The following is a 26710-nucleotide window of genomic DNA, read 5'->3' as shown; positions in this document are numbered from 1 at the left end:
ACGTTCTTGCCGGGCAGCATCAACGGCGCGGACTTGATCCGGGCCGAGAGCTTGAGGAAGGCCACGATGGAGCCGGTGAAGGTGACCGCACCGATGAAGATGCCGATGAAGACCTCGGCATGGTGGATGCGCAGCAGGCTGTCCTCGGCGAAGACCTGCACGATCGGGTGGCGTTCGACCTCGAGGTAGCCGTTCCAGCCCACCAAGACCGCGGCCAGTCCCACAAAGGAGTGCAGCAGCGCGATCAGCTCCGGCATGCCGGTCATCTCGACGATCCGGGCACGCCACAGCCCGATCGAGGCGCCGATCGCGACGGCCACCAGCAGGAGCACGATCGAGAGGGTGCCGCCGGCGTTGATGGCGTCGCTGGTCGCGTTGTCGACGAAGAGCACGAAGGTCGCGACCAGGGCGATGGTCATGCCGGCGATGCCGAAGGTGACCCCCCGGCGAGCTGTCTCGTGCTTGGACAGGCCGGCCAGCGACAGGATGAAGAGCAGGGCCGCGACGATGTAGGCCGCGGTGGCGATCGAGGAGGCGCTCATTAGTTCTCCCCCTTGAGAGGTTCACGCCGGAACATGCCGAGCATGCGTCGGGTCACGGCGAAGCCGCCGAAGACGTTGATGGACGCCAGCAGCGTCGCGATGAACGCGAGCGTGCGGATCGCGTTGTCGTCGACCGCCAGCTGCAGGAACGCGCCGACCACGATGATCCCGGAGATCGCGTTCGTCACCGACATCAAGGGCGTGTGCAGCGCGTGGTGCACGTGCCCGATCACGTAGTAGCCGACCACGACTGCGAGCACGAGCACGGTGAAGTGCTGCGGGATCGGCTGGGGCGCTCCTGCGTTGACCAGGAACAGCACGGCGAGGCCGAGGACCATGAGGCCGAGCTTGGCCTGCGGCGACATCTGCCTCTTCGGCGCCGGTGTCGGCTTCTCGACCGGTGCCTCTGGCGGTTCTGCCGAGACCCGCACGGGCGGCGGCGGCCACAGCTTCTCCCCATCGTGGGACACCGTGACCCCCCGCTGGACGACGTCGTCGAGGTCGAGGACGACCTTGCCGTCCTTCGCGGGCGTCAGCAGCTTCATCAGGTTGACCAGGTTGGTGCCGTACAGCTGCGAGGCCTGGGTGGGCAGCCGCGCCGCGAGATCGGTGTAGCCGAGGATCGTCACACCGTTAGCGGTCACGATCCGCTGGTCGGCCACGCTGCCCTCGACGTTGCCGCCCATCCCTGCGGCCATGTCGACCAGCACCGACCCGGCCTTCATCGCCGCCACGTCGGCCGCCGTGAGCAGCTTCGGCGCCGGCCGGCCCGGGATGAGCGCGGTGGTGATGATGATGTCGACGTCGGCGGCCTGCTCGGAGTAGATCTCGGCGGCACGGGCGTTGTAGGCCTCGCTCGTCGCCGTCGCATAGCCCGTCCCGGACTGCTCCTGCACCTCGTCGACCACCACCTCGAGGTAGTCGCCGCCCAACGACTTGACCTGGTCGGCCACCTCGGGTCGCGGGTCGGTGGCCCGCACGATCGCGCCCAGCGACGACGCGGCGCCGATCGCGGCCAGGCCGGCCACACCGGCCCCGGCGACCAGCACCTTCGCCGGCGGCACCTTCCCGGCCGCGGTCACCTGCCCGGTGAAGAACCGGCCGAACTCGTGGGCCGCCTCCACCACCGCGCGGTAGCCCGCGATGTTCGCCATCGACGAGAGCACGTCCAGGGACTGCGCCCGGCTGATCCGTGGCACCGCGTCCATCGCCAGCGCGGTCACCCCTGCCGCCGTCAGCGCGTCGACCAGGTCCTCGTTCAACGCCGGAGCGAGCAGGCTGACCAGGATCGTCCCCGACTGCAGCTGACCGACCTCGCCGAGCGTCGGCGCGTTGACCCGGAAGACGACCTCGCCGCCCCAGGCCTCCCCGGCCGAGCCGAGCACGGCACCGGCGTCGACGTACGCCTCGTCGGTGAAGTTGGACAGCTCACCGGCTCCGCGCTCGACGAGGACCTCGTAGCCGAGCCCGACCAGCTGCCTCACCGTCGCAGGCGTCGCGGCGACCCGGGTCTCACCAGGTCGGGTCTCACGGGTCACTCCGATGCGCATCTACCAGGCTCTCCTGTCTGGCTCATACGGCCTAACGGACCGGGGCAACTGCTCGACCCGACTTCGACCTGCGAGCCGCAGTCAACTGCGAACACAAGGATAGCGCATTTGGCTGATTATCGTGTTGAGCTGGCCGCATACCGAAACATTCGGTACCATCTCCCGTGGCATGCAACGAGGGTCACATCAGGCATCGCCGGACCCTCCAAGGGTCCTGTAGGCCGACGAATGCGTGCTCTGTTTCGCCGCGGGCCTAAGGAGCAAAGCACGATGTATCGAGACGATCGACGAACCTTGCTAGTTCGTCGTGCTGGCTACGGGCGGCGGACCCCGTCGATGACGAACCTCGGTCCGGCGTTTGTCGCAGGAATCGCGTACGTCGACCCGGGCAACGTCGCCACCAACTTCACCGCGGGGTCCAAGTTCGGATACCTGCTCGTGTGGGTGGTGGTTGTCGCCAATGCAATCGCCGTGCTCGTGCAGTACCTTTCAGCCAAGCTCGGAATCGCAACCGGCCGCACGCTGCCCCAACTTTGCCGCGACGTATTCCCTCGGCGTGTTTCGTGGGGTCTATGGCTTCAGGCTGAGGCGGTGGCGCTTGCCACTGATCTTGCCGAGGTTTTGGGTGGCGCGATCGCGCTCAATCTCCTCTTCGGCGTCCCGCTCCTTGCAGGCGGCGTCATCACAGGAGCCGTCTCCTTTCTTGTCCTCTCACTGCAGACCCCTGAAACTCAGCGTCGATTCGAACGGGCCATCGTCTATTTCCTCGGCATGATCGTGTTTGGATTCGTTTGGGCAGCTGTTGCCGCTCAACCGAGCGCAAGCGGAGCGATCGGCGGCCTCACACCTCGGTTTGACGGCTCCGAGAGCGTGCTGCTTGCCGCGGGGATCCTCGGAGCCACCGTGATGCCTCACGCCGTCTACCTGCACTCGGCTCTCGTCCGAGACCGATTTGGTTCCCGCCTCGGCGACCCCGCTCGAAGGCGAGACCTGCTGCGTGCGACTCGTACAGATGTCCTCCTTGCGATGGCCGTGGCGGGCGCGGTCAATCTCGCAATGGTGCTCGCCGGAGCGGCAGCCCTGCAAGGATTGGGTCTGGACTCCCTTCACGCAGTGTACGGCGCCCTCGGAGGAATTCTTGGGCCCAGCACTGCGGTGCTGTTCGCAGTTGCCTTGCTTGCGTCAGGATTCGCGTCTTCGTCCGTCGGGACGTACGCGGGCTCGATCATCCTTGAGGGCTTTCTCCGCCGCCATATGGCGTTGCCAGTTCGGCGGCTGATCACCCTCATTCCAGCGTTGATGATCATCGCGGCCGGTCTCGAGCCAACGCAAATGCTCGTGATCTCCCAGGTGGTGCTCAGCTTCGGCATCCCGTTTGCACTCTGGCCGCTTGTGATTCTGACCAGCCGCCGGAGGGTCATGGGCGAGTTCGTGAACAAGCGCCGTACAACCTTCGCGGCGGCTAGCGCTGCGACGGTGATCAGCGCGTTGAATATCACATTGATCGTTCTAACTGTCCAGTGAAGTAGGTATACGCAGTGTCGGACAAACTCTCATTGGGCCTCCTCCAGCTTGGCGCACTTGCGCTGGGATGGGCCGGGCTGTACTGGTTCACCGCGCGATTGGTACCGCGCGACATGGTTATCCTGGAAGGGCGGAGGCGCCGGGTGCTCCAGGTCGTGCCTTGGGTGGCGGCGTTCGGAGCATTCACCGTAGTGATCGGAGCCTTGGGCCGACTCTGACGGAACAGGCTCCGCGGCGATGGCCCAAACCCCGCACTCGAGTCGGTCCCCGCGGACCCAGGAGGCTCACGTTGGCGTGTACATGGCATTCGATAACCGAAGTTCCTGCCCACCGTGTTCGGTCGGCCGTGACGGTCGGCACTTCGACGGCGACCGCCGGGGCCACCAGCATCTCGTCCGAGACGCACGCGAGATCGCTGAGACACTGAGGGCTGCGCGGCTGATCGCGGTGACATTCGACCCTCCCCCAGCGCAAGTGCGATTCGAGAGACAAGATGGTCGAGTGAAATGAGGACTGAAAACAATGCGAGCCGTGATTGTCGAGCAACCTGGCGGCACAGAGGCACTCAAGGTTCGGGACCTGGCCTCTCCAGACCCGGGTGCGGGAGAGATCCGAGTCAAGGTGTCGGCGGCTGGCGTCAACTTCATCGATATCTATGAGCGCACCGGCGCTTATCCACTCGTCACGCCGTTCATCGTCGGATCCGAAGGAGCCGGCCGGGTCTCGGCCGTCGGGCACGGCGTGACTGGGATAGCCGTCAACGACCGAGTGGCTTGGGCCCACGTGAAGGGCGCCGGCTACGCCGAACAGGTCATCCTCCCGGCGGAACGCGCAGTGCCGATTCCGGACGGCGTCCAGGACGATGAGGCGGCGGCTGTGCTTCTGCAGGGGATCACAGCCCACTACCTCAGCACTTCGACCTTTCCCGTCGGCGCTGACCACACCATCCTCGTGCATGCGGCCGCCGGTGGTGTCGGACTCCTGCTGACCCAGATGGCCGCTGCAAAAGGGGCACGCGTCATCGGGCTCGTTTCCACCCATGACAAGGGCCAGCTCTCGAAGGCGGCAGGGGCAACTCACGTCATTCGCACGGACGACGACTGGGCAGCCGAAGTTCGTGCCCTGACGGACGGCTGCGGGGTCGACGCAGTGTTCGACGGCGTCGGCCGAGCAACATTCGACGCGAGCATCTCGTGCCTGCGCCGCCGCGGCACCATGATCCTGTTCGGCGCAGCCAGCGGGCCCGTGCCTGCATTCGATCCACAGACACTCAGCCGCAACGGCTCGCTCTACCTCACTCGCCCAGCTCTTGGCGACTACATCGCCGATCGCGACGAGCTCATCGAGCGCGCAGGGTCCGTTCTCGCTGCTCTTGCGGCGGGTCGACTACGTGTCAGAGTCGGGGGCCGCTACTCGCTGGAGGAAGCCGCGTTCGCGCACGATGACCTGCACGCCCGCCGCACAACGGGGAAGCTCCTCATCGTCCCATGACCTGACCCCGGTGGGATCCCAGGACCAATCGCCGCCGGTTCCGAAACTTCGGAGTGGCCCCAAGCGCCGGCCCCATTCCCGCTAGCTAGCCCGGGATCCTTCACCGATCGGTGGCATGATCGGCGGCGCAACCACCGAAGTGTTGTTTAAACAGGGGACACTTGGGCTTGTCGAGCGAGCACTAGGCGTGACACTCGACGGTTAAAAGGCGACGAACAGGATTTCTTCTCGGCTGTACTTCAACCCTGGGTGCGCCGTCATGAGGTGCTCTTGCACCTTTTCGACCAGCCCGTCCTCGTCTTCAGCCGAGATCTGCGCTCCGCAAGGCAGGTGAGCCTTGTCTTTGTCATGACACACATTTGAGCACTCAACCATGTCAGTTGGAAGGCAGCCGCGCGGCAGGAGTGGCTCTGGCTGGCGGTCGCCCTGCCGTTTCCATCACCTCGTTGCCCACGTCTTCGGGCCATAAGATCGACACGACCCACCCCGAAGTCGCCTCCGTGCGTGTGATCGTGGCCGACGCTGTCACACACACCCGAGGTCCTGGGCTCCAGCGGGAATCGCTACCCGATGAAGGCAGGCGACCGCGGACTGGTCGGTGGAAACGGATTCATCCAAGGCACGCTTTTCATATCGGAACATCGGCAGCCCGGCGTAACTGAGTTGCTGGCCTCCGGGCACGGCGCTACGTGAGCAAGAACAGGCACCTGAGCAGGCCCCTTGGTTGCGAAGCCATCACCCGGCGCGGACCATCGACGGCTGCCTGCCGACGCCGCGCTCTCGGGAGGTCGAGCCGGCGCCTCGGTCCCTTCGTCGCGGTATGAGTGCGCGCACCATGGTGTGGATGCTGAGGGTTCCGATCCTGATCGAGTCCCACGAGGCCAGTCCCGCGATCATCTCCAGCCACTGCGGCTGGCCAGCGGCAGCGAGCGCGTCGAGCTGGCCTGCGGCTCCTGCGAGGAGCAGCGCGATCGTGAGGAGGCCGCCGGCCGTGCGCCGCCTGGGCGGCGACGTGCGAACTCGAGCGATGAGTCGATTTGAGGGGGCGTAGAGCTGGAGGAAGCGATGAGCGAACGCCGTCATGGATATGACCGGCAACAGCAATAGCAGCATGTGACCCCCGATGGATACGTTGGTGGAACGTCATCTGTACTCGGCGCTGAGTCGCTGCCCGAGGGATTGGCTTGTACCTGTGGATCGAGCTGCGTCGAGGCAGGCCTATGGAGAGGAAACGGTCGGAGCCTCACGTGCGGTGATAGCGGTGATGGGCCGTGCGGCGGCGATAGCGGCGGCTTCCCGCAGGGCCCTCAGGGCGATTTGCCTGTCGGCGCGTTGGGCCTTCGAGGTGGCTCCGCCGCCGACGGGCAAGGGTGAGGTGATCTCGTAGTGGTCGCGGTAGGCGCTGATCGTGACAACGGCTGCCGCCCACTGCTCGAGAGCGACCCTGGCGTTCGGAGGTGGGCCGAGCCCTCGCAGCCATGGCGCTTTGGTCTGGATGGCTTGTTCGGCCAGGGTCCGGGCGCGGTGTTCGATGTTCTGTTTGCGTTCGGCGACACCGCGGCGGTCCTCTTCGTCCATCGGGCCGAGGGGCTCGGGGATCAGCCCGGCGATGAGTCTCGGCTTCCTGCCGCGAGCGTGCCGGGGCGGGACGGCGGCTGCCGTCTCGATGCGGTAGCGCAGCACCGCGGCGATGTCGCCGGCGTCCTCAAGACCGTGCTGGGCGACGATGTACCGGGTGAGGTGTGCGAGGTCGTGGTGGTAGGCCTCGGCCCGGCGCATCGCGGCAGTGAGGGGTCCGAAGGCCGGTGAACCGATCACGGTCTGGTGCTGCTCGGCGGTGAGCCCTGACCGGTGGAGGAGGTCGACGAACCGGTCGTGTTGCGCGGCAGCGGCGATGGTCTCGAGCTCGGCGGCCTGCCGAGCGATCGAGGTGTAGGTCTCGTGTTCGGCTTCGATGGTCTGGTGGGCGGAGAGGTCGGTGCCGGTGTGGTGGAGGACGCCGTAGAGCACAGTGCGGGCGGTGATGTCGTCGGGTTCGGGGGTGCTGTGGGCATCGTCGGGTTGGTCGAGGGCGACATAGGCGACGTTGGACTCCCGGCCGCGGGTCATCGAGACATAGAGGTTCTGCCGCGTCGTCGCGGCGGTGACGACGACGTGGGCGGTGTCGACGGTGACGCCCTGGGCCCGGTAGGCGGTGACGGCGTATCCGAGGTCCAGATGGTCGCGGACATAGCCCGGGTCGAGGACCGCGTTGCCCCGCCGATGGGGTTCGAGCCGCCGTATGACGAGGGAGCCGTTCTTGCGGATGTCGGTGATGCGCCAGCGGTCGCCGTTCTTGACCCAGCCGCCGCGCGTGGTCAGCAGGGTGCGGTCGTTGCGGCGAGTGATCACGAGGTCCCCGACAGATGCTCGGACGCCGTCGGTGAGCTGCACCTCACGGCCGTCGTGGGCGCCGTCGAGGACGAGTCGCTCGGCCCGCGCTCGTTCGTTGAGGGCGCGGACGGCCTGGGCGGACTCGGTGACCAGGATGCTGGCCTTCCCCGCCCGTCGGTCTGCCCGCCAGGCTTGGTAGGCGGCATCCAGCATCTCGTCGGTATCGCCCTCGCGGATCCGGTCTTGGCGGACGTAGGTGGAGATGACCTCGACCTCACCCTGGCGGAGCTTGAGGGAGGCGTCCTTCTCCCAAGGATGGTTGAACCGGTGGATCTCGGTCAGCTCGGGGACGTCGGAGCGCCGGTCGACGAGCAGGGCGAAGGCTCCCCCGGCATCGACCGACTGCAACTGGTAGCCGTCGCCGACCAAGAGGACTTTGGCACCGGCATCGGCCGCGAGCGCTGTGATGCGGTCCAGGGTGGTGGTTCCGGCCAGGGTGGCCTCATCGAGGATGACCAACTGCCCTTCCCTGAAGGTCCCATTGCCGCGGTCGGGGTCGTGATCGTGGAGCCACTTGGCGGTGTTGTCGCAGCTGATGCCGAGGTCCTCGGCGAGCGCCTGGGCCGCCGAAGCCGAAGGAGCGAGCCCGACCACGCTCCCCGGCCCGTGCTCGATCGTCCAGGCGGTGCGCAGGGCGCGCATGGCGGTGGTCTTGCCGGCACCGGCGGGTCCGACGAGCAGGTCGACCACGCGTCCCGAGGTTGCGATGCTCTCCAGCGCGGCGACCTGTTGGGCGCTCAGTCCCGGGCGTCCCCCGCGAGCGGCATCCTGAGTGGCACCGCGCACGACCCTGTCGACGATGCGGGCGACGGTGTCGGCGGAGAGGCGTGGCCCGGTCATAGTCTCGGCGCGGTCGAGGAGTCGGGCCTCGGCTTCGATGACCGTAGTCGAGGAGTACTTGGCCGCGTGCCGGGGTCGGAATACCGAGGTCCCGTCGGGTCGCCGGAACCCGGCCGGGCTGGTGGCAAGCTCGGGTGGAGTGAGCACGACGGAGTGCTGCTCGGCGGCGTCGACGAGCAGTCCGACGATCGCCTCACGATCCTGGGAGGTGGCGAACCGGAGGTCCATGGTCTGGCGGGAGGCCTCGGCCATCAAGTTCCAGTGGGTCCAGGTGGACCGCTTCTCGCTGACCTGGTCGAGCACCGTGGCACCGAGGGCATCGACGAACCGCAGGGAGATGTCCTCGGCCCGCAACGGCGAAGGGGCGGTGCGAGCCAGGATGCCGCTTGCCCAACCGGTGGCGTCGACACCAACCTTCTGGCGGGCGCGCTGCTTCCACTCGGCGGTCAGGTCGGCCAGCGAGCGGATCTCCTTCGGCGGCCGAGTCGCCAGCGTGGCTTGCGCCCGCAGCTCGACGATCTTCTTCTCCGAGGGCCGTCGACGGTGTTTCGCCAGGTAGGCCTCGATGAGGCGGTCCTTCTCGAGGTCGATCTCGCGGCTGCGACTCGAAAACTCCCCGATCAGCTCATCGCTCACGCCGACGATCTCCCACTGCGGGTTCCGGTCCGCACCCCGCTCCCGCAGCTCCCAGGCGATGCCGAGTTCGCGGGTGAGCCGGTCGGCCAGCAGGGCGTTGTAGTGCGCCGAGAGCGCGGTCCGCGAGGCGTGGAGTGGTCGGCCGTCGAGACTGCGCCAACGCCCATCGAGCACGGTTTGAACCTTGTTCGAAAGGACGACATGGGTGTGCAACTGGGGGTCGCCGGCGCGGGAGTCGTAGTGGTCGTAGGCGACCGCGGCCACGCCGGCGACGTCGACCTGGGCGACGGCTCCGTCGCCGGCGGCGACCCCGGCGCGGGTGGCGGCGACCTCCCGCTCCAGGAAATCCATGACATCGGCGACCGCGGCATGGTGGGCGGCGACGATCTGTTCCTGGGTGGCCGCGTCGGCCAGGCCCCACAGCACCGAGACCGACTTCGGCACGCTGAAGGTCAGGTCGTAGCCGGCCACCGCGTGCCGGGGACCGCGGGCGGTCTCCTCGGCCTCGATCCGGGCCGTCTCGGCCGCACAGTCCTCGGACGTCATCCCTGGGTCGAGGCCCGCGACGCGTTCCTTGATCCGAGCCGAGAGTGACTGGTACTCCGGGTAGGCCCGTCCGAGCTGCTCCCCCGTGACCGGGTCGCGTCCCATCCCGATCAGCAGCGCGAGCTGCTCCTCGGTGACCGGCATGCCCGGCTGCAGGCAGCCGGCCCCAAGGGCGTGGACGCCCGAGCCCATCCAACGGCCCGGCGGAGTACCGACCTCGGTGTAGTAGCGCGTCAACGACGTGGATAGGGCACGGTTGCCGTCACCCACCGCGACACTTCGCAGCAGATACCGGTAGCCGCTCCCTGCCGACATCCGACGCAACGACACCGTCACGGACGCATCACCTCCACAGACATGTAGGTGCGTCACCTTCTCCACAGGAAACGACCGCTCGCGTGGCCTCGCCAAAGGGGTCCAATCAACTGTGAGTTGACGAATTCGCCATGGTCCCCCTCGATCTGCACTGCGTGTGAAGTCGAGTGGGTCTGAGGCGGGGGTGCGGTGCCTTCGGGGTGGCGGACGAGGGCGCGGGGGCTGTTGGGCGGCGAGTGGGCGAGGAGGCGGGAGGGTGACGCGGGTGGCGGAGGCGGTGCACCTGAGGGCAGGAGAACGTCGCCAAAACGGGCTAGGCGGAAATCGATGAATGGGGCATACCATCAGGCACAGGCGGCGCTCGGGACCGTCCCACAGAGCGTCGTCTGCGTCCTCAACCCACCAAGGCAGAGGAAGCAGGACCAGCACATGACCAAACGGCTCGGCGTAACGGTCTGGGCGGCCAGCACATTGATGCTGGCCGCGCTAGGGGCGTGTACGAACTCGGCGGACGCCCCCGCCCATCCCAGCGCGTCGGCGGTCAGTACGCCAGCGCCGACGACTGCGTCCCCGGGCCCGTCGTCCACTTCCCCCTCGGAAGCCGCAGCTTCCGATGCGAGTGCCACGATGAGGCGGTACTTCGCTGTCACTGACAAGGTCGGCCAGAACCCGACGGCAAGCCTCCGTCCCCTGGCGAGCGTCGCCACGAGCGCCCAACTGATGGCCGTGCGTACGCTCCTTCAGAGTCAGCACGCAAAGGGGCAGCGGCAGCTTGGCGACACACGGGTTGCCGAGTTGACCGTTCAATCCATCAATCTCGACAACACAGATCCGTCGGCAGGCAGGGTCCCGACCGCCTTGATTGACGTCTGCTGGGACGTCAGCAAGGTCGACGTCGTCGACCGTGGCGGGCAGTCGATCGTGAGATCGGGTCGCCCTGACACCGGTTGGACGCGTTACGTCGTTGCCAATTACCGCTGGTCTGCAGATCCCCGCGATGGTTGGCGGGTCGCAAGCGGGCACGATCTGAAGCAGGCACCATGCGCGGCATCCTGACGCGCGTCGTGCTCGTTGCCGTCGCTGTGAGCAGCACCATGTTCCTTTCGCCCAGTCCAGGGCATGCCGGGACGCGGTGTGATCAGAAGAACCCGGCCACCGGTCAGTGCATGGTCACGGTGAACGTTCCGGCCGACCCGTCGCCCTCGCAGACCTCTGATAGCGGAGAGCCAAGCGATACCGGCTCTGGACAGGGGTGCTACTGGGATCCGACCAAGCAAGGTCTGACGAGCCCTCCAGCGGGTCCGGTCCCGTGTACGACCAAGGACGGCTATTGGTCCAACACACACAACTGCTACGTGCAGCCATTGAAGCCGCAACCTGCGAACGGCGACCCACTCTGGGAAGGACACGACTCCAGGGATGGAGCGGTCTATTGGTGCTTCCAGCCGCAGACCGGGATGGTGGTCTCGTTCTGGTCCCAGAATCCTCCGGCTGGGGCGGCTGCCGGTCCGACGCCGCGTGACGTCGCGCAGATGGCGGTCAAGCAGATGAACCTGCGTGCGATCGACATCGGCATCGTCCCGAGGCCGGGCCCGAACAGCATCGGCATTGTCGGTATGCCGGTGTGGATGTGGGTTGACCGTCCTGACGGCCAGACCTTCGGCCCGGTCACGGCGACGGCCAGCGCCGGCGGGGTGACGATCACCGCCACGGCGAAGGTCTTCCAGATCAGCTGGGACATGGGAGACGGATCCCAGGTCGTGTGCCACGACGCGGGAACGGCGTACGCACCGTCCTACGGCGCGCAGCAGTCTCCTGACTGTGGCCACGTCTATCAGAAGTCGAGCGCGGACCAGCCCGGCGAGCGGTACACGGTGACCGCGACCTCGGACTGGGTCGTCAACTGGGCGGGTGCCGGGCAGACCGGGACGATCCGGCTCAACGGCCTGACGCGCTCGACCCAGATCGCCGTCGGTGAGGCACAGGTGCTCGTGCAGTAGCGGGCATCCAGCAGCGGACAGGAAGCGAGGCAGCAAGCATGACGACCACATCCGCACGAACCGACCCGAGGAGCGGCCTGGCCGCATCCCGCGGCGACACAAGCCCCGACGCTGGCCCCCACAAGGGCCCCGGCGCCGCGGCGGCTCTCGCACCTCCACCGAAGCTGCGCCGCCGGCCCGCGGGGTTGGCGGGCGGGATCGTGGCAGTCTGCCTCGGCGCCCTGGTGGCGGCGTGGATGTGGACCTCGACCACGCACACCGAGGAGGTCCTCGTGGCCCGGGTGACGATCCCGCGCGGGTCCCTGATCACCGCCTCCGACCTCGCGCGGGTCCGGATCAACCGCGACCCAGCGATCCACCCGTTGCCGGCCTCGGCCTATGACTCGGTGATCGGGAAGCGCGCAGCGCTCGATGTCGCCGCCGGTGGACTGCTGACACCCGAGGCGACCACCTCACGCGCCCTACCCCCGCGAGGGCAGTCGGTGGTCGGTCTCTCCCTGGCGGCGGAGCAGCTGCCCGGGCTTGCGCTGCAGACCGGCGCGCGCGTGCGCATCATCGTCACACCCGGCCAGAACGGGCAGGCGTCAGCCGGGATACCGGCCTTTACCACCGCCCAGGTGGTCGACACACGGCCTGACGAGGCGACCGGCAACACGGTCGTTGACGTGCTGGTTCCCTACGGCGATGCCGCGACGCTCGCGGCACGTGCTGCGACTGGGAACGTCGCCCTCGTGCTCGACGCAAGCGACACAGGCGGCACCGGCGGCACTGGCGGCCCCAGCGCCTCGGGTGACCAGTGATGAGTGAGCCAGTGATGGGTGAGCACTGATGGCGGTCGTCGCGCTGGCCTCTGCGTCGGGCTCGCCGGGAGTGACGACGACCGCGGTCGCGATGGCGTTGGCGTGGCCGCGTCCGGTGGTGCTGGTCGAGGCCGACCCGACCGGCGGGACGGGGATCTTGGCCGGCTACTTTCGCGGCACCCGGGAGTACGACGGCGGGCTGATCGAGGTCGCGCTCTCCAACCTGAGCCTGGTCGACGCGCTCCGCGACAACCTGCGCGAGCTGGGCCCGACCGCGTCGGTGTTGTCGGGCACCCGCGGACACCATCAGGCGGGCGCGTTGCGCGACTTGTGGGAGCCGTTGCTGGGTGTCCTGGCGGATCTGGAGAGCTCGGGTCAGGACGTGATCGTGGACGCCGGCCGGCTCGGGCTGGTCGGCTCACCACAGCCCCTGCTTGATGGCGCCGAATGCACGCTCCTGGTCTCGCGGGCAACCCTCCCAGCGCTCGCGGCGGCGAACTCGTGGGCCGAGACCATCCGGCGCCCCGGGACCGGGTGGCGCCATCCCGGTCTGCTGCTGATCGGTGAGGGTCAGCCCTACCGAGCATCGGAGGTGGCCAGGCTGCTCGACCTGCCGGTCGTGGCCACGCTGGTCGAGGACCGTGAGGCCGCAGCGGTCTACCACCGTGGCGCCGGGCTGCCGCGCCGCTTCGACACTGGCCGTTATGCCCGCAGCCTGACCGCCGCGATCGAGTCGGTCCAGGCGCACGTGACGCGCGGCCGCTTCGAGCTCGTCGACCAGCCCGCGGCGGACAACGCGGCCAGAGAAGCGGCCAGACCAGGGACCAGACAAGGGGCCATGGAGATGGACAGTGAGGTGGCGCGGTGAGCGAGGCAACCGAGGACCCCTACGAGGAGCGCCCCTTCGTCGACCACGTTGGCCCGGTCGAGGGTGGCGGGTTGACCTCCCTGCCGTTGTTCACCCAGGGCCACGTCTCCCCCACGCTCCGGCCCCTCGACGCCGACCCATCCGCTCCCGGCGTCGTGACCGCACCCCTGAGCCCGCCCACCTCCCCGGTCATCTCCGCGGGCGTCTCCGCGCTGTCGGCCAGCCCCGGGCTCGGGGCCGGCTTCACCCCAGAGGTCGATTGGTCACTGGTGGCGACCCTGCGGGCCCAGGCTTCTGAGCAGCTGAGCCAGGCGGTTGCCGCGGACCGGTCCCGGCTGGACAAGGCCGCGCAGGAGGAGCTCGGGCGCTCGATCGTGCTCGATCTGGTCGAGTCCTCAATGGCCGAGTCGGTCAATGCCGGTGAGGGCACCTGGGGCCTGGGACAGCAGCGGGCGATCGCCCACGCGGTCTTCGACTCCCTGTTCCGGCTCGGCCGGCTGCAGCCGCTGGTGGATGAGGACCGGGTGGAGAACATCGTCATCGCCGGTCACGACAACGTGCTGCTCGAGCTGACCGACAGCTCCTTGATCGACGGCCCGCCGGTGGCTGATTCGGATGAGGAGCTGATCGACTTCCTGGTCTTCCTCGCCTCCCGTAGCGAGGTCAACGCCCGTGCGTTCTCCGAGGCCCAACCCAGCCTGCATCTGCGCCTGGACGGCGGGTCCCGGCTCGCCGCCGCGGCGTGGGTGACCCCACGCCCCTCGGTGGTGATCCGTCGTCACCGACTGATGCGGGTCACCCTCGATGACTTGGTTGAGCGCCACATGCTCACCCCGGTGGCGGCCTCGTTTCTGCGCGCGGCGGTGCGGGCGAGGAAGTCGATCATCGTCGCCGGCGCCCAGGGCTCGGGCAAGACCACCCTGGTCCGGGCGTTGTGTGGGGAGATCGATCGGCTGGAGGCGATCGGCACCTTCGAGACCGAGTACGAGCTGCAGCTGCACGAGCTGGGTCGGCACAAGATCGTGCATGCCTGGGAGGCCCGCCCAGGCTCGGGCGAACGCGGCCTCGATGGCCGTCAGGCCGGTGAATACACCCTCGACCAGGCACTCGTGGACTCGTTCCGGTTCAACCTGTCACGTCAGATCGTCGGGGAGGTCCGCGGCCGAGAGATCTGGGCGATGATCAAGGCGATGGAGTCCGGCACCGGCTCGATCTCCACCACCCACGCCGCCCACGCCATCGCCGCCCTCAGCAAGCTAGTCACCTGCGCCATGGAGGCCGGCCCCCATGTCACCCACGAGCTGGCCACCAGCAAGCTGGCCGCCACCGTCGACCTGGTCGTCCAACTCGACCTACGCGACGAGGCCGACGCCGACGGCACCCGGTGGCGGCGCCGGAGGGTCGCCGAGATCGTCGCCGTCACCCCCGGCGAGCGTGAGACAGGCTACGCCACCACCCACGTCTTCAAAGCCCCCACCCACGACTACGGCTACGGCTCCGAGGATGACTACCGCGATGACTACGGCGACCTCGAGGGAAACGGGTCCAGGGACGGGTCTAGGGACGGGGCGGCCGTACCGGGGGTGCTGCCCGACGAGTACCGATCCCTTGCCCGGTACGGGTTCGACCTGAACGGCTACCTCGCCGCCCAGGCATGCGCTCCCGCTCCCGGGACGACTCAGGGGGCAGCGTCATGATCACGCTGCTCCCGGCGCTGGCCGGCGCCCTGATCGTCGGCGGCTTCTACGCCATCATCACCTGTGCCCGGCCCATCGCCGAACCTACCCGGGTGCGGACCGGGCCGACCGTGCGGCAACGGATCGAGGCAATCCCGCGGCGCACCCGCCTGCTGATCGGCGTCGGGCTCGCATCGGGAGTCCTCGGTTGGCTGGTCACCGGATGGGCCCTCGCCCTGGTCATCGCACCGGTCGCGGCAGTGGGGTTGCCGATGCTGTTGGCCGCTCCCCCGGCCGCCGCCCAGATCGTCCGGCTCGAGGCGATGGAGGAATGGACCCGCTCCCTGGCCGGGGTGCTGACCGTCGGCATCGGCCTCGAGCAGGCCCTGGTCGCCACCCTCCGTTCGACACCGGCACCGATCAGCGAGGAGGTCCACCGCCTCATCGCCAGGCTGCGGGCCCGGTGGAACACCGAGGACGCCCTGAGGGCGTTCTCCGACGAGCTCCACGACGCCACCGGCGACCTCATCGCCGCCAACCTCATTCTCGGCGCCCGCCGCCGCGGCGCCGGTCTGGCCAGCGTCCTGGAGGGCCTGGCCGAGTCCGTTGCCGCCGACGTCCGCGCCCGGCGGCAGGTCGAGGCCGACCGGGCCAAGCCCCGCTCCACCGCCCGCTGGGTCACCCTGATCAGCGCGACCGTGCTGGTCGTACTCGCTGTCTCCGGGTCCTATGTGGCGCCCTACCGCAGCCCGCTGGGCCAGCTGATCTTGACCGTGCTGCTGACCGCCTACGTCACCACGCTCATTTGGATGAAGCGGATGGCCAACGGCCGAAACCCTTCCCGTTTCTTGACAGCCCGAACCAGCAGCACTGGGCAGAGCCTCGGCACCTCCAAGCCGGCGGGGGTGGCGCCATGACGACCGGACTACAACTGATGCTCGTGGCCGGCGGGCTGGTCGGACTCGGGATCACCCTCATCGTCCTGCGGCTCCTGCCCGCCGAACCGGACCTGGCCGATGCCCTCGACCGGCTCACCTCTACGCGAGCACGTACACCGACCTCAGCGAGCGCCACGTCGGTGAGGGGAAAGGAACGGCTCGGTCTGTGGGCGATGCGTACCCTCCCCTCCGGTCTGTGGGTCCGCACCCCGACCCGTGAGCTCGCCCTGCTCCGCATACCGCTGGCCCGCTTCTACGGCGACAAGCTCACCTTCGCCGCCCTCGGCCTGACCATCCCGCCGCTGCTGGCCTGGTTCTTCGGCCTGCTCGGCCTCGGCTTCCCGATCGCCATCCCAGCCCTCGCGTCGGTGGGGTTGGCGGTGGTGATGTTCTTCCTGCCTAACTACAACGCCCTCGACGACGCCCGCCAAGCGCGGCTGGAGTTCCGCCGCGCGCTGGGGTCCTACATCGACCTGGTCGCCCTCGAGCGCAACAACGGCGCCGGGGTGCGCCAGGCCATGGAAGCCGCCGCCGAGGTCGGCGACTCCTGGGTCTTCACCCGGCTGGCCGAGGAGCTCACCCGGTCGCGCTGGTCCGGCCTGCCGCCCTGGGAGGCCCTGCACACCTTGGCGCTAGAGCTCGGACTACCCGAGCTCGACGACTTCGCCGACATCATGCGTCTCTCCGGAGAGGAAGGAGCTTCCATCTACACCACCCTGCGCGCCCGCTCGGCGGCGATGCGCACCGCCATGCTCAACGACGAGATCAGCGAGGCCAACGCCGTCGGGGAACGCATGACCATCCCCGGCTCCCTGCTCGGCGTCATCTTCATGGCCCTGCTCGTCGCCCCCTCCCTGCTCCGCATGTTCGGCGCGACCTGACCCCCCACCCCAACACGAGTCTCGAAGCCAGGCCCGGAAGGACACAGCCCGGACATCACCAAGGAGGAACAACATGTTGAAGCTACTCGTCCTGCTCCACCTCACCCTCGCCAGACTGCCCGCCAGACTGCCCGCCAGCTTCCTCGAGCATGCGCGACGACCTCGCCGTGACGAGCGCGGGTCGGTCACGACCGAGCACGTGCTGTGGGCGGTCGCGGTGATCGCGATCGTCGGCGTCGTCGTCGCAGCGGTGAAGGCCTATGTCACCAGCCAGGCCGGCAACCTCAAATAGCCAACCCCGACGGCCCCGATACCAGGGCCGGCACCGACGTCAGCACCGTGCCCGTCGGTTGATCGGGCGCGGGCAGCGCGGCTCGGCCTCGATCGAACTGGTCATCTTGCTCCCGGCCCTATTCGCCCTCATGTTCCTCGGCATGCAGGCCGCGCTCTACTACCACGCCCGTACCGTCGCGATCGCCGCCGCCGAAGAAGGCGCCCGCACCGCCAGCGGACAGCATGCCCGGGCCAGCGACGGCATCACCGCGGCCACCGCGTTCGTCGCCAACGCCGGCGGCGATGGCGTCCTCCAACATGCCACCGCGACCGCCCGACGCAGCGCTACCACAGTCACGGTCACTATTGATGGGTTCAGTCTCAGCGTCATCCCAGGCTGGAAGCCTCGGGTCGAGCAGAGCGCCAGCGCCAGCGTCGAGAGGGTGACGGCGCCATGACCCGGCCACGGTTCGTACCCCGGCTGCGGCTCCGTGCCGTGCGGCATGGGAGCCGGGGATCTGCTGCGATCGAAGCCGCCATCGGCGTACCGGCCTTCGCGCTGTTCGTCGGGCTGATCATCTGCGGTGGCCGGGTCGCTACCACCCACCAGGCGCTGGAGTCCGCGGCCGCCGACGCCGCTCGGTCGGCCTCGATCGCCCGCGACCAGCACACCGCCACGACCGATGCCCGCACCGCAGCGACCGTGAGCATCACCAACCAGCAGATCCACTGCCACAACATCGCCGTCAGGATCGATACCAGCACCTTCGACAAGCCCGCCGGAGAATCCGGCGCCGTCCACGTGACGGTTTCGTGTCGCCTCGACCTGTCCGATCTGTCTGTTCCGGGGGTCCCGGGCAGCCGGGTGCTGACGGCGACCATGTCCAGCCCCGTCGACACGTGGACGCAGCAGCGATGAACCGATGGTTCTCAACGGTGCGGGGCGAGCGGGGGTCGGTGACGATCTGGCTCGCCCTTTCCTCCTTCGTGATGGTGCTTCTGGTCGGGCTCGCCGTCGACCTCGGCGGCCAGGTCCACGCCCAACAGCAAGCCCATGACCTCGCCGCCCAGGCCGCCCGCACCGCCGGTGAAGAGGTCCAAGCCCCCGAAGCCATCCAAGGCGACACGCTTGACGTGAACACCTACGCCGCCCGCCAAGCCGCCGAGCACTACCTCGCCGCCTCCGGCGTCACCGGCACCGTCCAGATCCACGCCGGTCGCACCATCACCGTCACCGTCCACGACAGCTACCGGCCACGCTTCCTCGGCCTGCTCGGCATCACCCACCTCGACGTGTCCAGCACCGCCAGCGCTCAACTCATCCGCACCCTCGGAGGCAACCAGCGATGAGCCGACACCACGCCCGACGCACCTCCCGCACCGTGTCCCGTCCCGGGTCGGGCATCACATCGCGTCTGGTCGGCCTGGCCGCCACGCTCGCGCTGCTCGCCTTCGTCATCGGCACCCCCGTCCTGCTGCTCGCCATCGCTGCGGTTCCCTCGACCTCGGGACTGGACTGGTCGGCGCTGACCGCACCTGACGACGGGACCCTCGCGCTGACCGTCATCACCGCGGTCGCCTGGGTCGCCTGGCTGATCTTCACCGTCTCGGTCGTCCTCGACCTCGCCGCACGGGCCCGCCGGGTCCGTGCCCCGCGACTGCCCGGCCTCGCCCTGCCCCAAGACGCCGCCGGCCACCTCATCAGTCTTGCGGCGCTGCTCTTCGTCGCGATCCCCACCGTCACCCTCGCGCCCGCACCACGCGCCGTCGCAGCATCCATCACCCATCCGGTCGCAGACGCGGCGCCGGCCGCAAACCAGCGGGGCACAAACCAACTGGGCCGAGTCCCTCCCGAGACCGGTCTGACCCCGACCCCGGGGTACCCCGCCAACTCCTCAGCCGAGTCCGTAGCCACGCACATTCCCCGCGAAGCGGTCCGGCCGACGGTTGAACGCGCAGCCAGTCCGGAACAACCCACCCGTCCGCACACCGAGCCGTACACCGTCAAGCGCGGTGACAGCCTCTGGAAGATCGCCCAAGAGCGACTCGGCGATGGCACCAAGTACGTTGAGCTCGTCGATCTCAACCGCGGCCTGCTGCACGGCGAACCCGACTTCCTGCTTCCCGGCACGATCCTTCAGGTCCCGGCGACCACGCAGTTCGACGCCCGGACAGGTGACGAAGGGGCTGCCGAGGAGACTTACATCGTCCAGCCCGGTGACACGCTGTCCGGGATCGCCGAGTCCGAGCTCGGTGACGCGGATGCCTACCTCGTCATCTTCGATTCCTCCGACACGATTGCCCAGTCCGACGGCACCCACCTGGTCGACCCCGATCTCATTCGACCGGGCTGGCGGCTCACCATGCCTGGCTCGGGCCAAGCGGGCAGCCCAACCACGCCTGGGGTCGCAGCCCCGTCTGGTGCCGGCGACTCGCCGGCACCGAAGCATCGCCACCGGGAGCAGCCCGTAGAGCAGCCCGCCAACGATCCTGCTGCCGCGCCTGCCGTCCCGCCGACGAGGCCCGAGGCCAAGGATCCGTCCCTCCCGCTACTTGAACAGGCGGCGCCTCACGCGCCCGCAGCGTCGTCCGCTACGGCACCCGACACCGGGGCCCCGGACGCGGATTCCAGCGCCGGATCCCCGACGGCTACCGACCCCGATGTCGCCACAGGTGTGGGCCTGCGGGGTTGGCTGCTGCCCGGGCTGACCGGCGCGGGCGCCGTCTTGGCCGCAGGGCTCTGGGCCACCCGGGGTCGCCAGCTACGCGCCAAGTATCGCTACCGTCGCCCCGGCCACATCGTCGCACCGCCACCGGATGAGCTGCGCGACGTCGAGAAGACCGCGCACGCCAGCGGAGCGGTGGTCGCGCCACGAGTCGACAAGCTCGATCGGGCCCTGCGACACCTCGCCGCAGCGACCGCAGGCACGTCGGGCGAACCGCCCCGGCTCGTGATGGTCGAGCTCGACGAGCACACGATCCGCCTCCACCTGGCCACACCCACGTCATCGTCGGCCGAGTCGTCGGCAGAGTCGTCGGAGAGGTTGTTGCCCGCGCCCTGGGCCAGAGCCGGCGCAGCGTGGGAGTGCGCTCTCACGGCGGTCCCCGACGAGGACAGCAACACCGTCGCGCCCTACCCGCTGCTGGCCAGCCTCGGCCAGGCCCCCAGCGGCGCGCTGGTCCTGCTCAACCTCGAAGAGCTGCGCACCCTCGCCATCACCGGCGACCACCAACGGGCTCTCGCACTCGGCCGCTACCTCGCCGCCGAGCTCTCCCTCAATCCCTGGTCTACCCTCGTCGAGATCGACACCCTCGGTATCGGCGAGGACCTCGTACCCATCGACCCCGCCCGGTTCCACCACCACCCCAGCGGCGACATCGGCTTCCTCGACCGTCTCGGCACCGACCTCCAAGCCGAAGACCCCGACCTCGAGCCCGACCAGTACCGGGCCGTCGTCGCCGACCTCACCGACCACACAGCCGCGGCCGACGTCTCGGGCGGCGTCTCGGGCGTTGTCTCGTCAGATGTCGACGAGGTCCGCGACCTCGGCAGGATCATCACCAGCTACCCCGGCCGCGCCGGGGTAGCCGTGGTCAGCATCGGCGCCGAGGCCGAGGCCGACAGCAACGCCGTCGTGCGACTGACCGACGACGGGCGCCTCCACCTCGACCACCCCGCCCTGGAGCGGCGCCTCGACCTGACCGCGGCGGGCCTCACCTGCATTGAAGCTCAGGCCTGCGCAGCGCTCGTGGAAGTCTCTCGCGGGCTCGAGGATGCGCCGATGCCCGGCAGTCAAGACCCCGACGCCGCCACCGACGCCGCTGGCGCGCTCACGCGCCGGCTCACCGAACCAAGGCCCGACGACGGCCCGGCCGGCGGCCGGTCCCTGTTGCCGCTGGACAACCAGGCCTATGAGCAGACCGGAGCCATCACCGCCGAGGATCTCGGGCAGCTCGCCCCGCTGGTCTCGCCCGAGGCATCGGAGGCCGCCGACACCACCGATCCTGCCGATCCCGGGCTGGACGCTGACCTCGCCCGCTGGGAATCTCCTGTGCTGCTGGCCCCCAAGCTCACCCTGCTCGGCCCGGTCACCGCCCGCACCCTGGGCGATGCCACCAAGACCGCCCACCGACGCAAGTACCAAGTCGAGCTACTGACGTACCTGCACCTGCATCCGGGCGGGGTGACCGCTCTTGAGGTCTCCCAAGCCGTCGGCGTGACCGAGGACAAGGCCCGCAGCGACCTCAGTGCGCTGCGGCATTGGCTCGGCAAGGACCCGGTCACCGGCGAGCAGTACCTGCCCAACGCCCGCCAGTCCCACACCAGCGGTGTCCCCGCCACCTACGCCGTCCACGGGATCCTGACCGACATGGACCTGTTCCGACGCCTACGCGCGCGGGGACAGGCCCGCGGCGCCGAGGGCATGAGCGACCTGATCGCTGCCCTGCGCCTGGTCGCCGGACAGCCGTTCTCAAATCTGCGCACACCCGGTTGGACGTGGCTGCTCGAGGGTGACCGCCTCGATGAGGTGATGACGTGTGCGGTGGCCGACGTCGCCCACCTCGTCACGACCCACGCCCTCGGCATCGGGGCCGGCGAGCTGGCCCGGTTCGCGGCGGCGAAGGGCTACGAGGCCAATCCCGACGGCGAGATCGCCCAGCTCGACCTCGTCGCCGTGCTCCATGCCTACGGTCGACACGACGAGGCCGAGGAACGACTCATGCAGGAGCTCAACCGTCGCGACGACGAACTCGGCCCGCTCGACCCTCCACCGCGAACCGAGGCCATCATCGAGCAGCGCGGCTGGGACCCGTCGAAGAGGCGATCGGCCGGATAGCGCGGCCGGAGTGACACCTGGGCGCACATCGCACGGGGGCACGCTCGACGAGCTGCGGCCTGTCGTGCCGAGGTCATCGCCTGATGGTCAGTCGATGAGGCGCGAGACATGCAAGACGCGTCACACGCCAGGACCGTAGTCAGGAACTACCGACCCCCGTCAGGGAATCAAGAGTGCCGTCACCACTGCGGCCGCATACGACGTGCCGAACATGGCTTCTTGATTGCCAAACCCGTCCGTGATCGTCCCGAAGAAGGTGGTGGAATCGCCGCCGGTCGCGTTGACGGGGATGCGGGAGGACGGGACCGTGACGTTATATGCGGCTGGAAGGCGATTGAAGTCCCAGGCTTGCACCACGGTCGCTCCGGGGAGTCGGGCGGGGTAGCCGAACGCTTGCCCCGTGTTGGTGTTGCCCGCGGCCGCGACCACGGTAGGTAGCACGACGCCGTTGTTCTGGCAGATATCGAGGACCATCGTCAGGCTGCCACCGAGGACAGTCATGCATTGATTCGTGTTCTGCGCTGAGAGGCTTACGTTGAGGACGTCGTACATCTCAGACCAGAGCGCGTACGTCATGGCGCAGAGCAGTTCATAGCTCGTTCCGTTCTGCGCGTTCACCACCCGGAGCGCGGTGGTATCGGCGTTGGGGTTGAGCGAGCGGATGAGTTCGGCCACGGCCGTTCCATGTCCGATCTCGTCGTCCGCCGGCTCATCACGGGCCAGGCCACCCGTGAAGTCATACATGCGGGGTCCTCCGAGGAGGTCGCCGGAGTCGAGGACGGCCACCCGGGTGCCGAGGGCTGAGCCCACGTGCGCGTCGGTCGCGGCCAACCCGAGCGCCTGGCTGTCGATGGCAATCGTGGGGCGGGGGCCCGGTCTGCGGGATTACCGCTGGATAGCCAGATGCGGTGCTCGGGTTCGACCAGGATCGGCAGTTGGCGCAGGACCAGCTCGACCTGGAGACGCTCGGCCACAGGAGCGCCAGGACCGTAGTGGTGGCGCAGCCGCCGTAGCCGGCGCGGCGGGATCATCGAAGGGACGCCGAGTCTTCAACCTGCCGAATGTCTGGATAATCGGCGGCCGCAGCTCCATGTCGTGCACCGTTCGCAGACCCTCCCACGCGTACTCCAACTCGCGTAGCGCTCCGTACGGGCCGGTGAAGGTCACCGAACCTTCGACCACATCACACATCATCAGCCTCCACAGCTTGCGACCTGTTTGAGTGCCGTCACGCTGGTCAACGGGATGTCCTTCGTGGTGGTGGTGGTGTTGTCGGCCACCTTGACGTGCAGCGAGCCGGCGGAAATCGTTCCGAGCTCACCGCAAGCGGTGACCTCGAGGCCGCCCTCGGTGTAGCTCGGTCGGACGTGTGGAATCTGGCTGCAGCCAGAAGATCGCCAACGCACTCAGGAGTGCGACGACAGCCGCGACCGAGAGGCGCAGCGCGCTCTGGAGCCGCTCGACGATGGCTGAATTTGTTGGTGCTGAGCTGTTCTGCGGCAGCGAGCACGTCCGCGTCTGTCCCAAGCGGTACCTGTGTGGGCCAACCGAAGGCTGCTCGATAGACGAGCACTGTTGCCGCGACCGCCGTCATCACGCCGAACGCGACGAGCGCGAAAGCTCCGATGCGCCACCCCAGGTCGAGGCCATCGACGGCATCTTTGGAGACCACGAGACCAGCCAGTCCGAGAACGCCGATGATGGCTGCGATCCCGGGTATCCATTTCTCTGCCAACGTCTGCAGCCCACCGTGGGCGGTCACGCTCTCCTTGGCGACCAGTTGGGCTGCGGCGATGAGTTTTGGTGCCGTGACGGGCTTGAGGGTGTATCTGTTTGCGTTCTGCTCCCTCTCGGGACGCGCGACCCAATACGCGCCACAGCCTTCGACTGTCATCTTCTTTGGGTGCGCGTGCACCGTCTCGCACCGGCACTTGAACAACGTGGATGCGTTGAACGTATCGAACGCCTCGGCCAAGGTTGAGCCGGCAGCCGAGGCCGTCACGACGATGGCCGTCTGATGAACGTTGAACGTCGAGTCGTGGCCGCAGCGCGGGCATGGTCCGGAGAGATCGAGCACGCCCGAACTTGCGACACCCTTCCACTCGCAAAGGGAGGACGGACCAACCTCGGCAGGCCCGTCCTCCCAGGGCAGCTCCGACATGCATCGGTTGTACGCCTCGCCGCACCCAGCGTCCAGGAAGCCACGATAGATGCCACGATGTTGGGGATCCCACGTTGCGGACTGCACCTTGCACCCCGCTGGCGGGGGTGCAGCTAGCGCGCCGACCGGGCCGCCCGATCCGGCGCTTGAGGCGTGCGGCCGTTCCACACGTCAGCGCCATGGGCCGTCGTTCCACACGTTGATGTCGCTGCGCGCTGGCCGGATCACCGAGACGGGGAGCCAGCCCTGCTTGATGGTGTCCTGTAGGCCGGTGTTGTCCAGCCAGATCACCCACGCGGTCCATTTGCCAGTGCGCCGATCCCGAGCCCAGTCGAGGATCAGGCCGGGTGTGGGTGGCGGATAGTTGCCGCGACCGAACCGCACCCAACAGTGCCGCCACCGCACCGGCTGGGGCCAGGCGTCGTTCTTGGGCGGGTTCGAGGACACACCCTAATCTTGACCCAAGTACGAACATGTGTTCGACTCTAGGGGTGGAGATGACCCGCGGAGAGCAGCAGTACATGGCCGGCTACAACGCCGGGCGCACCCTCTCCCTGCAGACCGGATCCACCGACGCCGGCCACGGCTGGCTGGCCGACCATCCCGGCGCCGACCCCGCCTTCCTCGCCGGATTCGAGTGGAGCCTGTTCGACTACGACGACGCCAACCTCGGCTCAGCGGCTCGTGGCGGCACCGTCGCCGGGTAGGCAGTCAGGCCCGAGCACAAGCCCGAGCACAGGCCCACGCACGAGGGCAACGACAGGGCCACGCCACGGCGGTCGGCCGGCGGGCGCGTGCCCGGAGGGGGCGTGGCGGGGGCGTGGCGCGCGGTGGGCCCAACTGGTGTCCCGCTGGTGTCTCGGGTCACCAGCGGGGCGAGCAGAATCGTGGCTCACCAGGCCTCTGGCGGCTACCCGAACGGCGAAGATCTTGCCGTGGGCCCGCACCGAACGCGCTCGACCGACAACTCTCCGGGGCCGCACACGCTGTCCTCCCACCTCATCGGCGGTCCGGGTCAACAACTTCTTGCCACGACTTAGGGCTACCTGTTGACCTGCGAAAACGCTGCGAACCCTCAGCGAACCTCCAGCGAACCTGGCAGCGAACCCCCTCTCCGAACCCCAAACCGGTCAACCTGGCGGGCCACGATCGGCGGCATGGACAACCCTGCGCTGACCGGACCCCTGACCGCACCGCCGACCGAACCTGCGACCGCGCTTCCGCCCGGGCCGGGTTGGACGGTCTCGACCATGCGCCGCGTTGCCGCCGAGGAGTCGATCGCCGTCGCCGCGCTCCGGTATGCCAACCTCGGCATCCCGGTCTTCCCGTGCACCCCCGGCGGCAAGCAGCCCTTGACCCCGAACGGGTTCCACGACGCCAGCTCCTCGGCCCGGGTCGTGCACGCCTGGTGGCAGCGCACCCCCGAGGCCAACATCGGCCTGCCCACCGGCGCCGCGTCGGGCGTGCTGGTCGTCGACGTCGACGTCCACCCCGGCGGCAACGGGTTCGCCGCCTTCGAACGCGCCCGCGCCACCGACCTGGCCGAGGGCTGGGGGTGGCTGGTGCGCACCCCCTCGGGAGGCGTGCACGCCTACTACCCGACAGCGCGTGACGTCGAGCAGCGGTCCTGGCAGGTCCCCTCGGCCCACGTCGACTTTCGCGGCGACGGCGGGTACGTCATCGCACCGCCCTCCCGCATCAGGACCGAGACCGCCGCGACGGCGTACACGGTGATCGCGGTTGCCCACCACCAGACCCATCCGGTCGACGCGGTCAAGCTGCGCCAGTTCCTCGAACCACCGCGCCGGCTGCCGCCACCAACATCCCTCCCTGCGGTGGGGGCGAACCTCGACCGGTTGGCGGACTGGGTGACCGGGCTGCAGGAGGGCGAGCGCAACCACGGCCTGTTCTGGGCCGCCTGCCGCGCCGTCGAAACCGGACACCGCCCCGACCAGACCCTGGTTCAGCTGGGCCGCGCCGGCCTCCACATCGGCCTGCCCCAACGCGAGATCGAGACCACCATCCGATCCGCGTACCGCACCACGACCCCATCCGAGGCCACGTCTGGGCCCGGATCCGCCGCCGGCACCGCAGCCCGGGGCGGCTCGAGGCCCACTCAACCCAGTCAGGGGATGTCACCGTGAACAGCCACGCCGGGTACCGACGCCACACCTTCCCACCCGCGCCGAGCCAGCCGCCGGCGACCGGACAGGTCGCAGCCGAACCGATGGACGCGGAACCGATGGCAGTGGCTACGAGCCAGCTCGCGATCCACGGCAACCCCTCGCATCAGCCCACCGCTCGCCCATCGACAGTGCTGACACCAGCTGGCAAGCGGATCGCCTGGGTTCGACCGACCGAGCTCGGCTCTTACGCCTCACCGGTCATCGGCCGCGGC

The 26710-nt window shown here is 68.6% G+C and carries 24 protein-coding genes; 16 read left to right on the top strand and 8 right to left on the bottom strand.

Annotation, left to right across the window (positions count from 1 at the left end; genetic code table 11):
• Together ACYQ1K_RS07395 and ACYQ1K_RS07390 are read right to left on the bottom strand one after the other, a co-directional pair.
• On the bottom strand, positions 1-542 hold a 542-nt coding region (locus ACYQ1K_RS07395), incomplete at its 3' end, for an NAD(P)(+) transhydrogenase (Re/Si-specific) subunit beta (RefSeq protein WP_459982183.1).
• Positions 542-2092 (bottom strand): Re/Si-specific NAD(P)(+) transhydrogenase subunit alpha, encoded by a 1551-nt coding sequence (locus ACYQ1K_RS07390; protein ID WP_459982182.1) that lies wholly within the window; start codon positions 2090-2092, stop codon positions 542-544. The genes ACYQ1K_RS07395 and ACYQ1K_RS07390, both read right to left, overlap by 1 nt.
• A 336-nt stretch (positions 2093-2428) precedes the next feature.
• Between ACYQ1K_RS07390 and ACYQ1K_RS07385 the strand changes: the two genes are divergently transcribed.
• Positions 2429-3616 (top strand): Nramp family divalent metal transporter, encoded by a 1188-nt coding sequence (locus tag ACYQ1K_RS07385; protein WP_459982181.1) that lies wholly within the window; start codon positions 2429-2431, stop codon positions 3614-3616.
• 522 nt (positions 3617-4138) lie between these two features.
• Positions 4139-5107: a quinone oxidoreductase family protein gene (locus tag ACYQ1K_RS07380; RefSeq protein WP_459982180.1), complete on the top strand. Its 969-nt coding sequence runs from the start codon at positions 4139-4141 to the stop codon at positions 5105-5107.
• A 201-nt stretch (positions 5108-5308) separates the two neighbouring features.
• On the opposite strand, the gene ACYQ1K_RS07375 is transcribed toward ACYQ1K_RS07380, so the two are convergent.
• From ACYQ1K_RS07375 to mobF, 3 genes are all read right to left on the bottom strand, one after another.
• Positions 5309-5482: a DUF1059 domain-containing protein gene (locus ACYQ1K_RS07375; protein ID WP_459982179.1), complete on the bottom strand. Its 174-nt coding sequence runs from the start codon at positions 5480-5482 to the stop codon at positions 5309-5311.
• A 360-nt stretch (positions 5483-5842) separates the two neighbouring features.
• On the bottom strand, positions 5843-6190 hold the full coding sequence (locus ACYQ1K_RS07370; RefSeq protein WP_459982178.1) for a hypothetical protein: 348 nt from the start codon (positions 6188-6190) through the stop codon (positions 5843-5845).
• A 135-nt stretch (positions 6191-6325) separates the two neighbouring features.
• Complete coding sequence (gene mobF / locus ACYQ1K_RS07365) at positions 6326-9898, bottom strand: MobF family relaxase (protein ID WP_459982177.1); 3573 nt, start codon at positions 9896-9898, stop codon at positions 6326-6328.
• A 606-nt stretch (positions 9899-10504) separates the two neighbouring features.
• On the opposite strand from mobF, the gene ACYQ1K_RS07360 reads away from it, so the two are divergent.
• The 12 genes from ACYQ1K_RS07360 (at position 10505) to ACYQ1K_RS07305 (ending at position 22151) form a co-directional block, all read left to right on the top strand.
• Positions 10505-10933, top strand: coding sequence for a hypothetical protein (locus tag ACYQ1K_RS07360; RefSeq protein ID WP_459982176.1), 429 nt, complete (start codon positions 10505-10507; stop codon positions 10931-10933).
• Between the two features lie 476 nt (positions 10934-11409).
• Positions 11410-11877, top strand: a complete 468-nt coding sequence (locus ACYQ1K_RS07355) for a hypothetical protein (RefSeq protein ID WP_459982175.1) — start codon at positions 11410-11412, stop codon at positions 11875-11877.
• 38 nt (positions 11878-11915) lie between these two features.
• The gene (locus ACYQ1K_RS07350) at positions 11916-12677 is read left to right on the top strand and encodes an SAF domain-containing protein (protein ID WP_459982174.1); all 762 of its coding nucleotides are present in this window, start codon (positions 11916-11918) and stop codon (positions 12675-12677) included.
• 28 nt (positions 12678-12705) lie between these two features.
• Positions 12706-13545 (top strand): P-loop NTPase family protein, encoded by an 840-nt coding sequence (locus tag ACYQ1K_RS07345; protein WP_459982173.1) that lies wholly within the window; start codon positions 12706-12708, stop codon positions 13543-13545.
• The gene (locus ACYQ1K_RS07340) at positions 13542-15242 is read left to right on the top strand and encodes a TadA family conjugal transfer-associated ATPase (protein WP_459982172.1); all 1701 of its coding nucleotides are present in this window, start codon (positions 13542-13544) and stop codon (positions 15240-15242) included. Before ACYQ1K_RS07345 ends, ACYQ1K_RS07340 begins: the two co-directional genes overlap by 4 nt.
• Positions 15239-16138: a type II secretion system F family protein gene (locus tag ACYQ1K_RS07335; RefSeq protein ID WP_459982171.1), complete on the top strand. Its 900-nt coding sequence runs from the start codon at positions 15239-15241 to the stop codon at positions 16136-16138. The genes ACYQ1K_RS07340 and ACYQ1K_RS07335 overlap by 4 nt, the downstream gene beginning before the upstream one ends.
• Complete coding sequence (locus tag ACYQ1K_RS07330; protein ID WP_459982170.1) at positions 16135-17040, top strand: type II secretion system F family protein; 906 nt, start codon at positions 16135-16137, stop codon at positions 17038-17040. Before ACYQ1K_RS07335 ends, ACYQ1K_RS07330 begins: the two co-directional genes overlap by 4 nt.
• 73 nt (positions 17041-17113) lie before the next feature.
• On the top strand, positions 17114-17332 hold the full coding sequence (locus ACYQ1K_RS07325) for a hypothetical protein (protein ID WP_459982169.1): 219 nt from the start codon (positions 17114-17116) through the stop codon (positions 17330-17332).
• Positions 17333-17390: 58 nt separating this feature from the next.
• A complete protein-coding gene (locus tag ACYQ1K_RS07320; RefSeq protein ID WP_459982168.1) occupies positions 17391-17771 on the top strand; it encodes a TadE family protein in 381 nt (126 codons plus the stop codon).
• The gene (locus ACYQ1K_RS07315; protein WP_459982167.1) at positions 17768-18232 is read left to right on the top strand and encodes a TadE/TadG family type IV pilus assembly protein; all 465 of its coding nucleotides are present in this window, start codon (positions 17768-17770) and stop codon (positions 18230-18232) included. Before ACYQ1K_RS07320 ends, ACYQ1K_RS07315 begins: the two co-directional genes overlap by 4 nt.
• Positions 18229-18663, top strand: coding sequence for a TadE family protein (locus tag ACYQ1K_RS07310; protein WP_459982166.1), 435 nt, complete (start codon positions 18229-18231; stop codon positions 18661-18663). Before ACYQ1K_RS07315 ends, ACYQ1K_RS07310 begins: the two co-directional genes overlap by 4 nt.
• Positions 18660-22151, top strand: coding sequence for a LysM peptidoglycan-binding domain-containing protein (locus ACYQ1K_RS07305; RefSeq protein ID WP_459982165.1), 3492 nt, complete (start codon positions 18660-18662; stop codon positions 22149-22151). Before ACYQ1K_RS07310 ends, ACYQ1K_RS07305 begins: the two co-directional genes overlap by 4 nt.
• A gap of 159 nt (positions 22152-22310) precedes the next feature.
• On the opposite strand, the gene ACYQ1K_RS07300 is transcribed toward ACYQ1K_RS07305, so the two are convergent.
• The 3 genes from ACYQ1K_RS07300 to ACYQ1K_RS07290 all read right to left on the bottom strand — a co-directional run bounded on the left by ACYQ1K_RS07300 (position 22311) and on the right by ACYQ1K_RS07290 (position 24759).
• Entirely contained in the window at positions 22311-22937 is a 627-nt protein-coding gene (locus ACYQ1K_RS07300) for a S8/S53 family peptidase (protein ID WP_459982188.1), read from the bottom strand.
• A 451-nt stretch (positions 22938-23388) separates the two neighbouring features.
• Positions 23389-24312: a hypothetical protein gene (locus ACYQ1K_RS07295; protein WP_459982164.1), complete on the bottom strand. Its 924-nt coding sequence runs from the start codon at positions 24310-24312 to the stop codon at positions 23389-23391.
• A 171-nt stretch (positions 24313-24483) separates the two neighbouring features.
• A complete protein-coding gene (locus tag ACYQ1K_RS07290; RefSeq protein ID WP_459982163.1) occupies positions 24484-24759 on the bottom strand; it encodes a hypothetical protein in 276 nt (91 codons plus the stop codon).
• A gap of 50 nt (positions 24760-24809) precedes the next feature.
• Between ACYQ1K_RS07290 and ACYQ1K_RS07285 the strand changes: the two genes are divergently transcribed.
• Positions 24810-25019 (top strand): hypothetical protein, encoded by a 210-nt coding sequence (locus ACYQ1K_RS07285; RefSeq protein ID WP_459982162.1) that lies wholly within the window; start codon positions 24810-24812, stop codon positions 25017-25019.
• A gap of 450 nt (positions 25020-25469) precedes the next feature.
• Positions 25470-26456: a bifunctional DNA primase/polymerase gene (locus tag ACYQ1K_RS07280; RefSeq protein ID WP_459982161.1), complete on the top strand. Its 987-nt coding sequence runs from the start codon at positions 25470-25472 to the stop codon at positions 26454-26456.
• Positions 26457-26710: the final 254 nt, after the last annotated feature.

Source organism: Nocardioides sp. AN3 (genome assembly GCF_054653495.1).
The sequence above is the reverse complement of the archived record's forward strand: the minus strand, read 5'-3'. Positions and strand labels throughout refer to the sequence as shown.

Excerpts from the sequence above, each read along its gene's own strand:
- ACYQ1K_RS07390 (WP_459982182.1), bottom strand. The coding sequence starts at position 2,092 with ATGCGCATCGGAGTGACCCGTGAGACCCGACCTGGTGAGACCCGGGTC.
- ACYQ1K_RS07385 (WP_459982181.1), top strand. The coding sequence starts at position 2,429 with ATGACGAACCTCGGTCCGGCGTTTGTCGCAGGAATCGCGTACGTCGAC.
- ACYQ1K_RS07380 (WP_459982180.1), top strand. The coding sequence starts at position 4,139 with ATGCGAGCCGTGATTGTCGAGCAACCTGGCGGCACAGAGGCACTCAAG.
- ACYQ1K_RS07375 (WP_459982179.1), bottom strand. The coding sequence starts at position 5,482 with ATGGTTGAGTGCTCAAATGTGTGTCATGACAAAGACAAGGCTCACCTG.
- ACYQ1K_RS07370 (WP_459982178.1), bottom strand. The coding sequence starts at position 6,190 with ATGACGGCGTTCGCTCATCGCTTCCTCCAGCTCTACGCCCCCTCAAAT.
- ACYQ1K_RS07360 (WP_459982176.1), top strand. The coding sequence starts at position 10,505 with ATGAGGCGGTACTTCGCTGTCACTGACAAGGTCGGCCAGAACCCGACG.
- ACYQ1K_RS07355 (WP_459982175.1), top strand. The coding sequence starts at position 11,410 with ATGGCGGTCAAGCAGATGAACCTGCGTGCGATCGACATCGGCATCGTC.
- ACYQ1K_RS07350 (WP_459982174.1), top strand. The coding sequence starts at position 11,916 with ATGACGACCACATCCGCACGAACCGACCCGAGGAGCGGCCTGGCCGCA.
- ACYQ1K_RS07345 (WP_459982173.1), top strand. The coding sequence starts at position 12,706 with ATGGCGGTCGTCGCGCTGGCCTCTGCGTCGGGCTCGCCGGGAGTGACG.
- ACYQ1K_RS07335 (WP_459982171.1), top strand. The coding sequence starts at position 15,239 with ATGATCACGCTGCTCCCGGCGCTGGCCGGCGCCCTGATCGTCGGCGGC.
- ACYQ1K_RS07330 (WP_459982170.1), top strand. The coding sequence starts at position 16,135 with ATGACGACCGGACTACAACTGATGCTCGTGGCCGGCGGGCTGGTCGGA.
- ACYQ1K_RS07325 (WP_459982169.1), top strand. The coding sequence starts at position 17,114 with ATGTTGAAGCTACTCGTCCTGCTCCACCTCACCCTCGCCAGACTGCCC.
- ACYQ1K_RS07315 (WP_459982167.1), top strand. The coding sequence starts at position 17,768 with ATGACCCGGCCACGGTTCGTACCCCGGCTGCGGCTCCGTGCCGTGCGG.
- ACYQ1K_RS07310 (WP_459982166.1), top strand. The coding sequence starts at position 18,229 with ATGAACCGATGGTTCTCAACGGTGCGGGGCGAGCGGGGGTCGGTGACG.
- ACYQ1K_RS07305 (WP_459982165.1), top strand. The coding sequence starts at position 18,660 with ATGAGCCGACACCACGCCCGACGCACCTCCCGCACCGTGTCCCGTCCC.
- ACYQ1K_RS07295 (WP_459982164.1), bottom strand. The coding sequence starts at position 24,312 with ATGTCGGAGCTGCCCTGGGAGGACGGGCCTGCCGAGGTTGGTCCGTCC.
- ACYQ1K_RS07285 (WP_459982162.1), top strand. The coding sequence starts at position 24,810 with ATGACCCGCGGAGAGCAGCAGTACATGGCCGGCTACAACGCCGGGCGC.
- ACYQ1K_RS07280 (WP_459982161.1), top strand. The coding sequence starts at position 25,470 with ATGGACAACCCTGCGCTGACCGGACCCCTGACCGCACCGCCGACCGAA.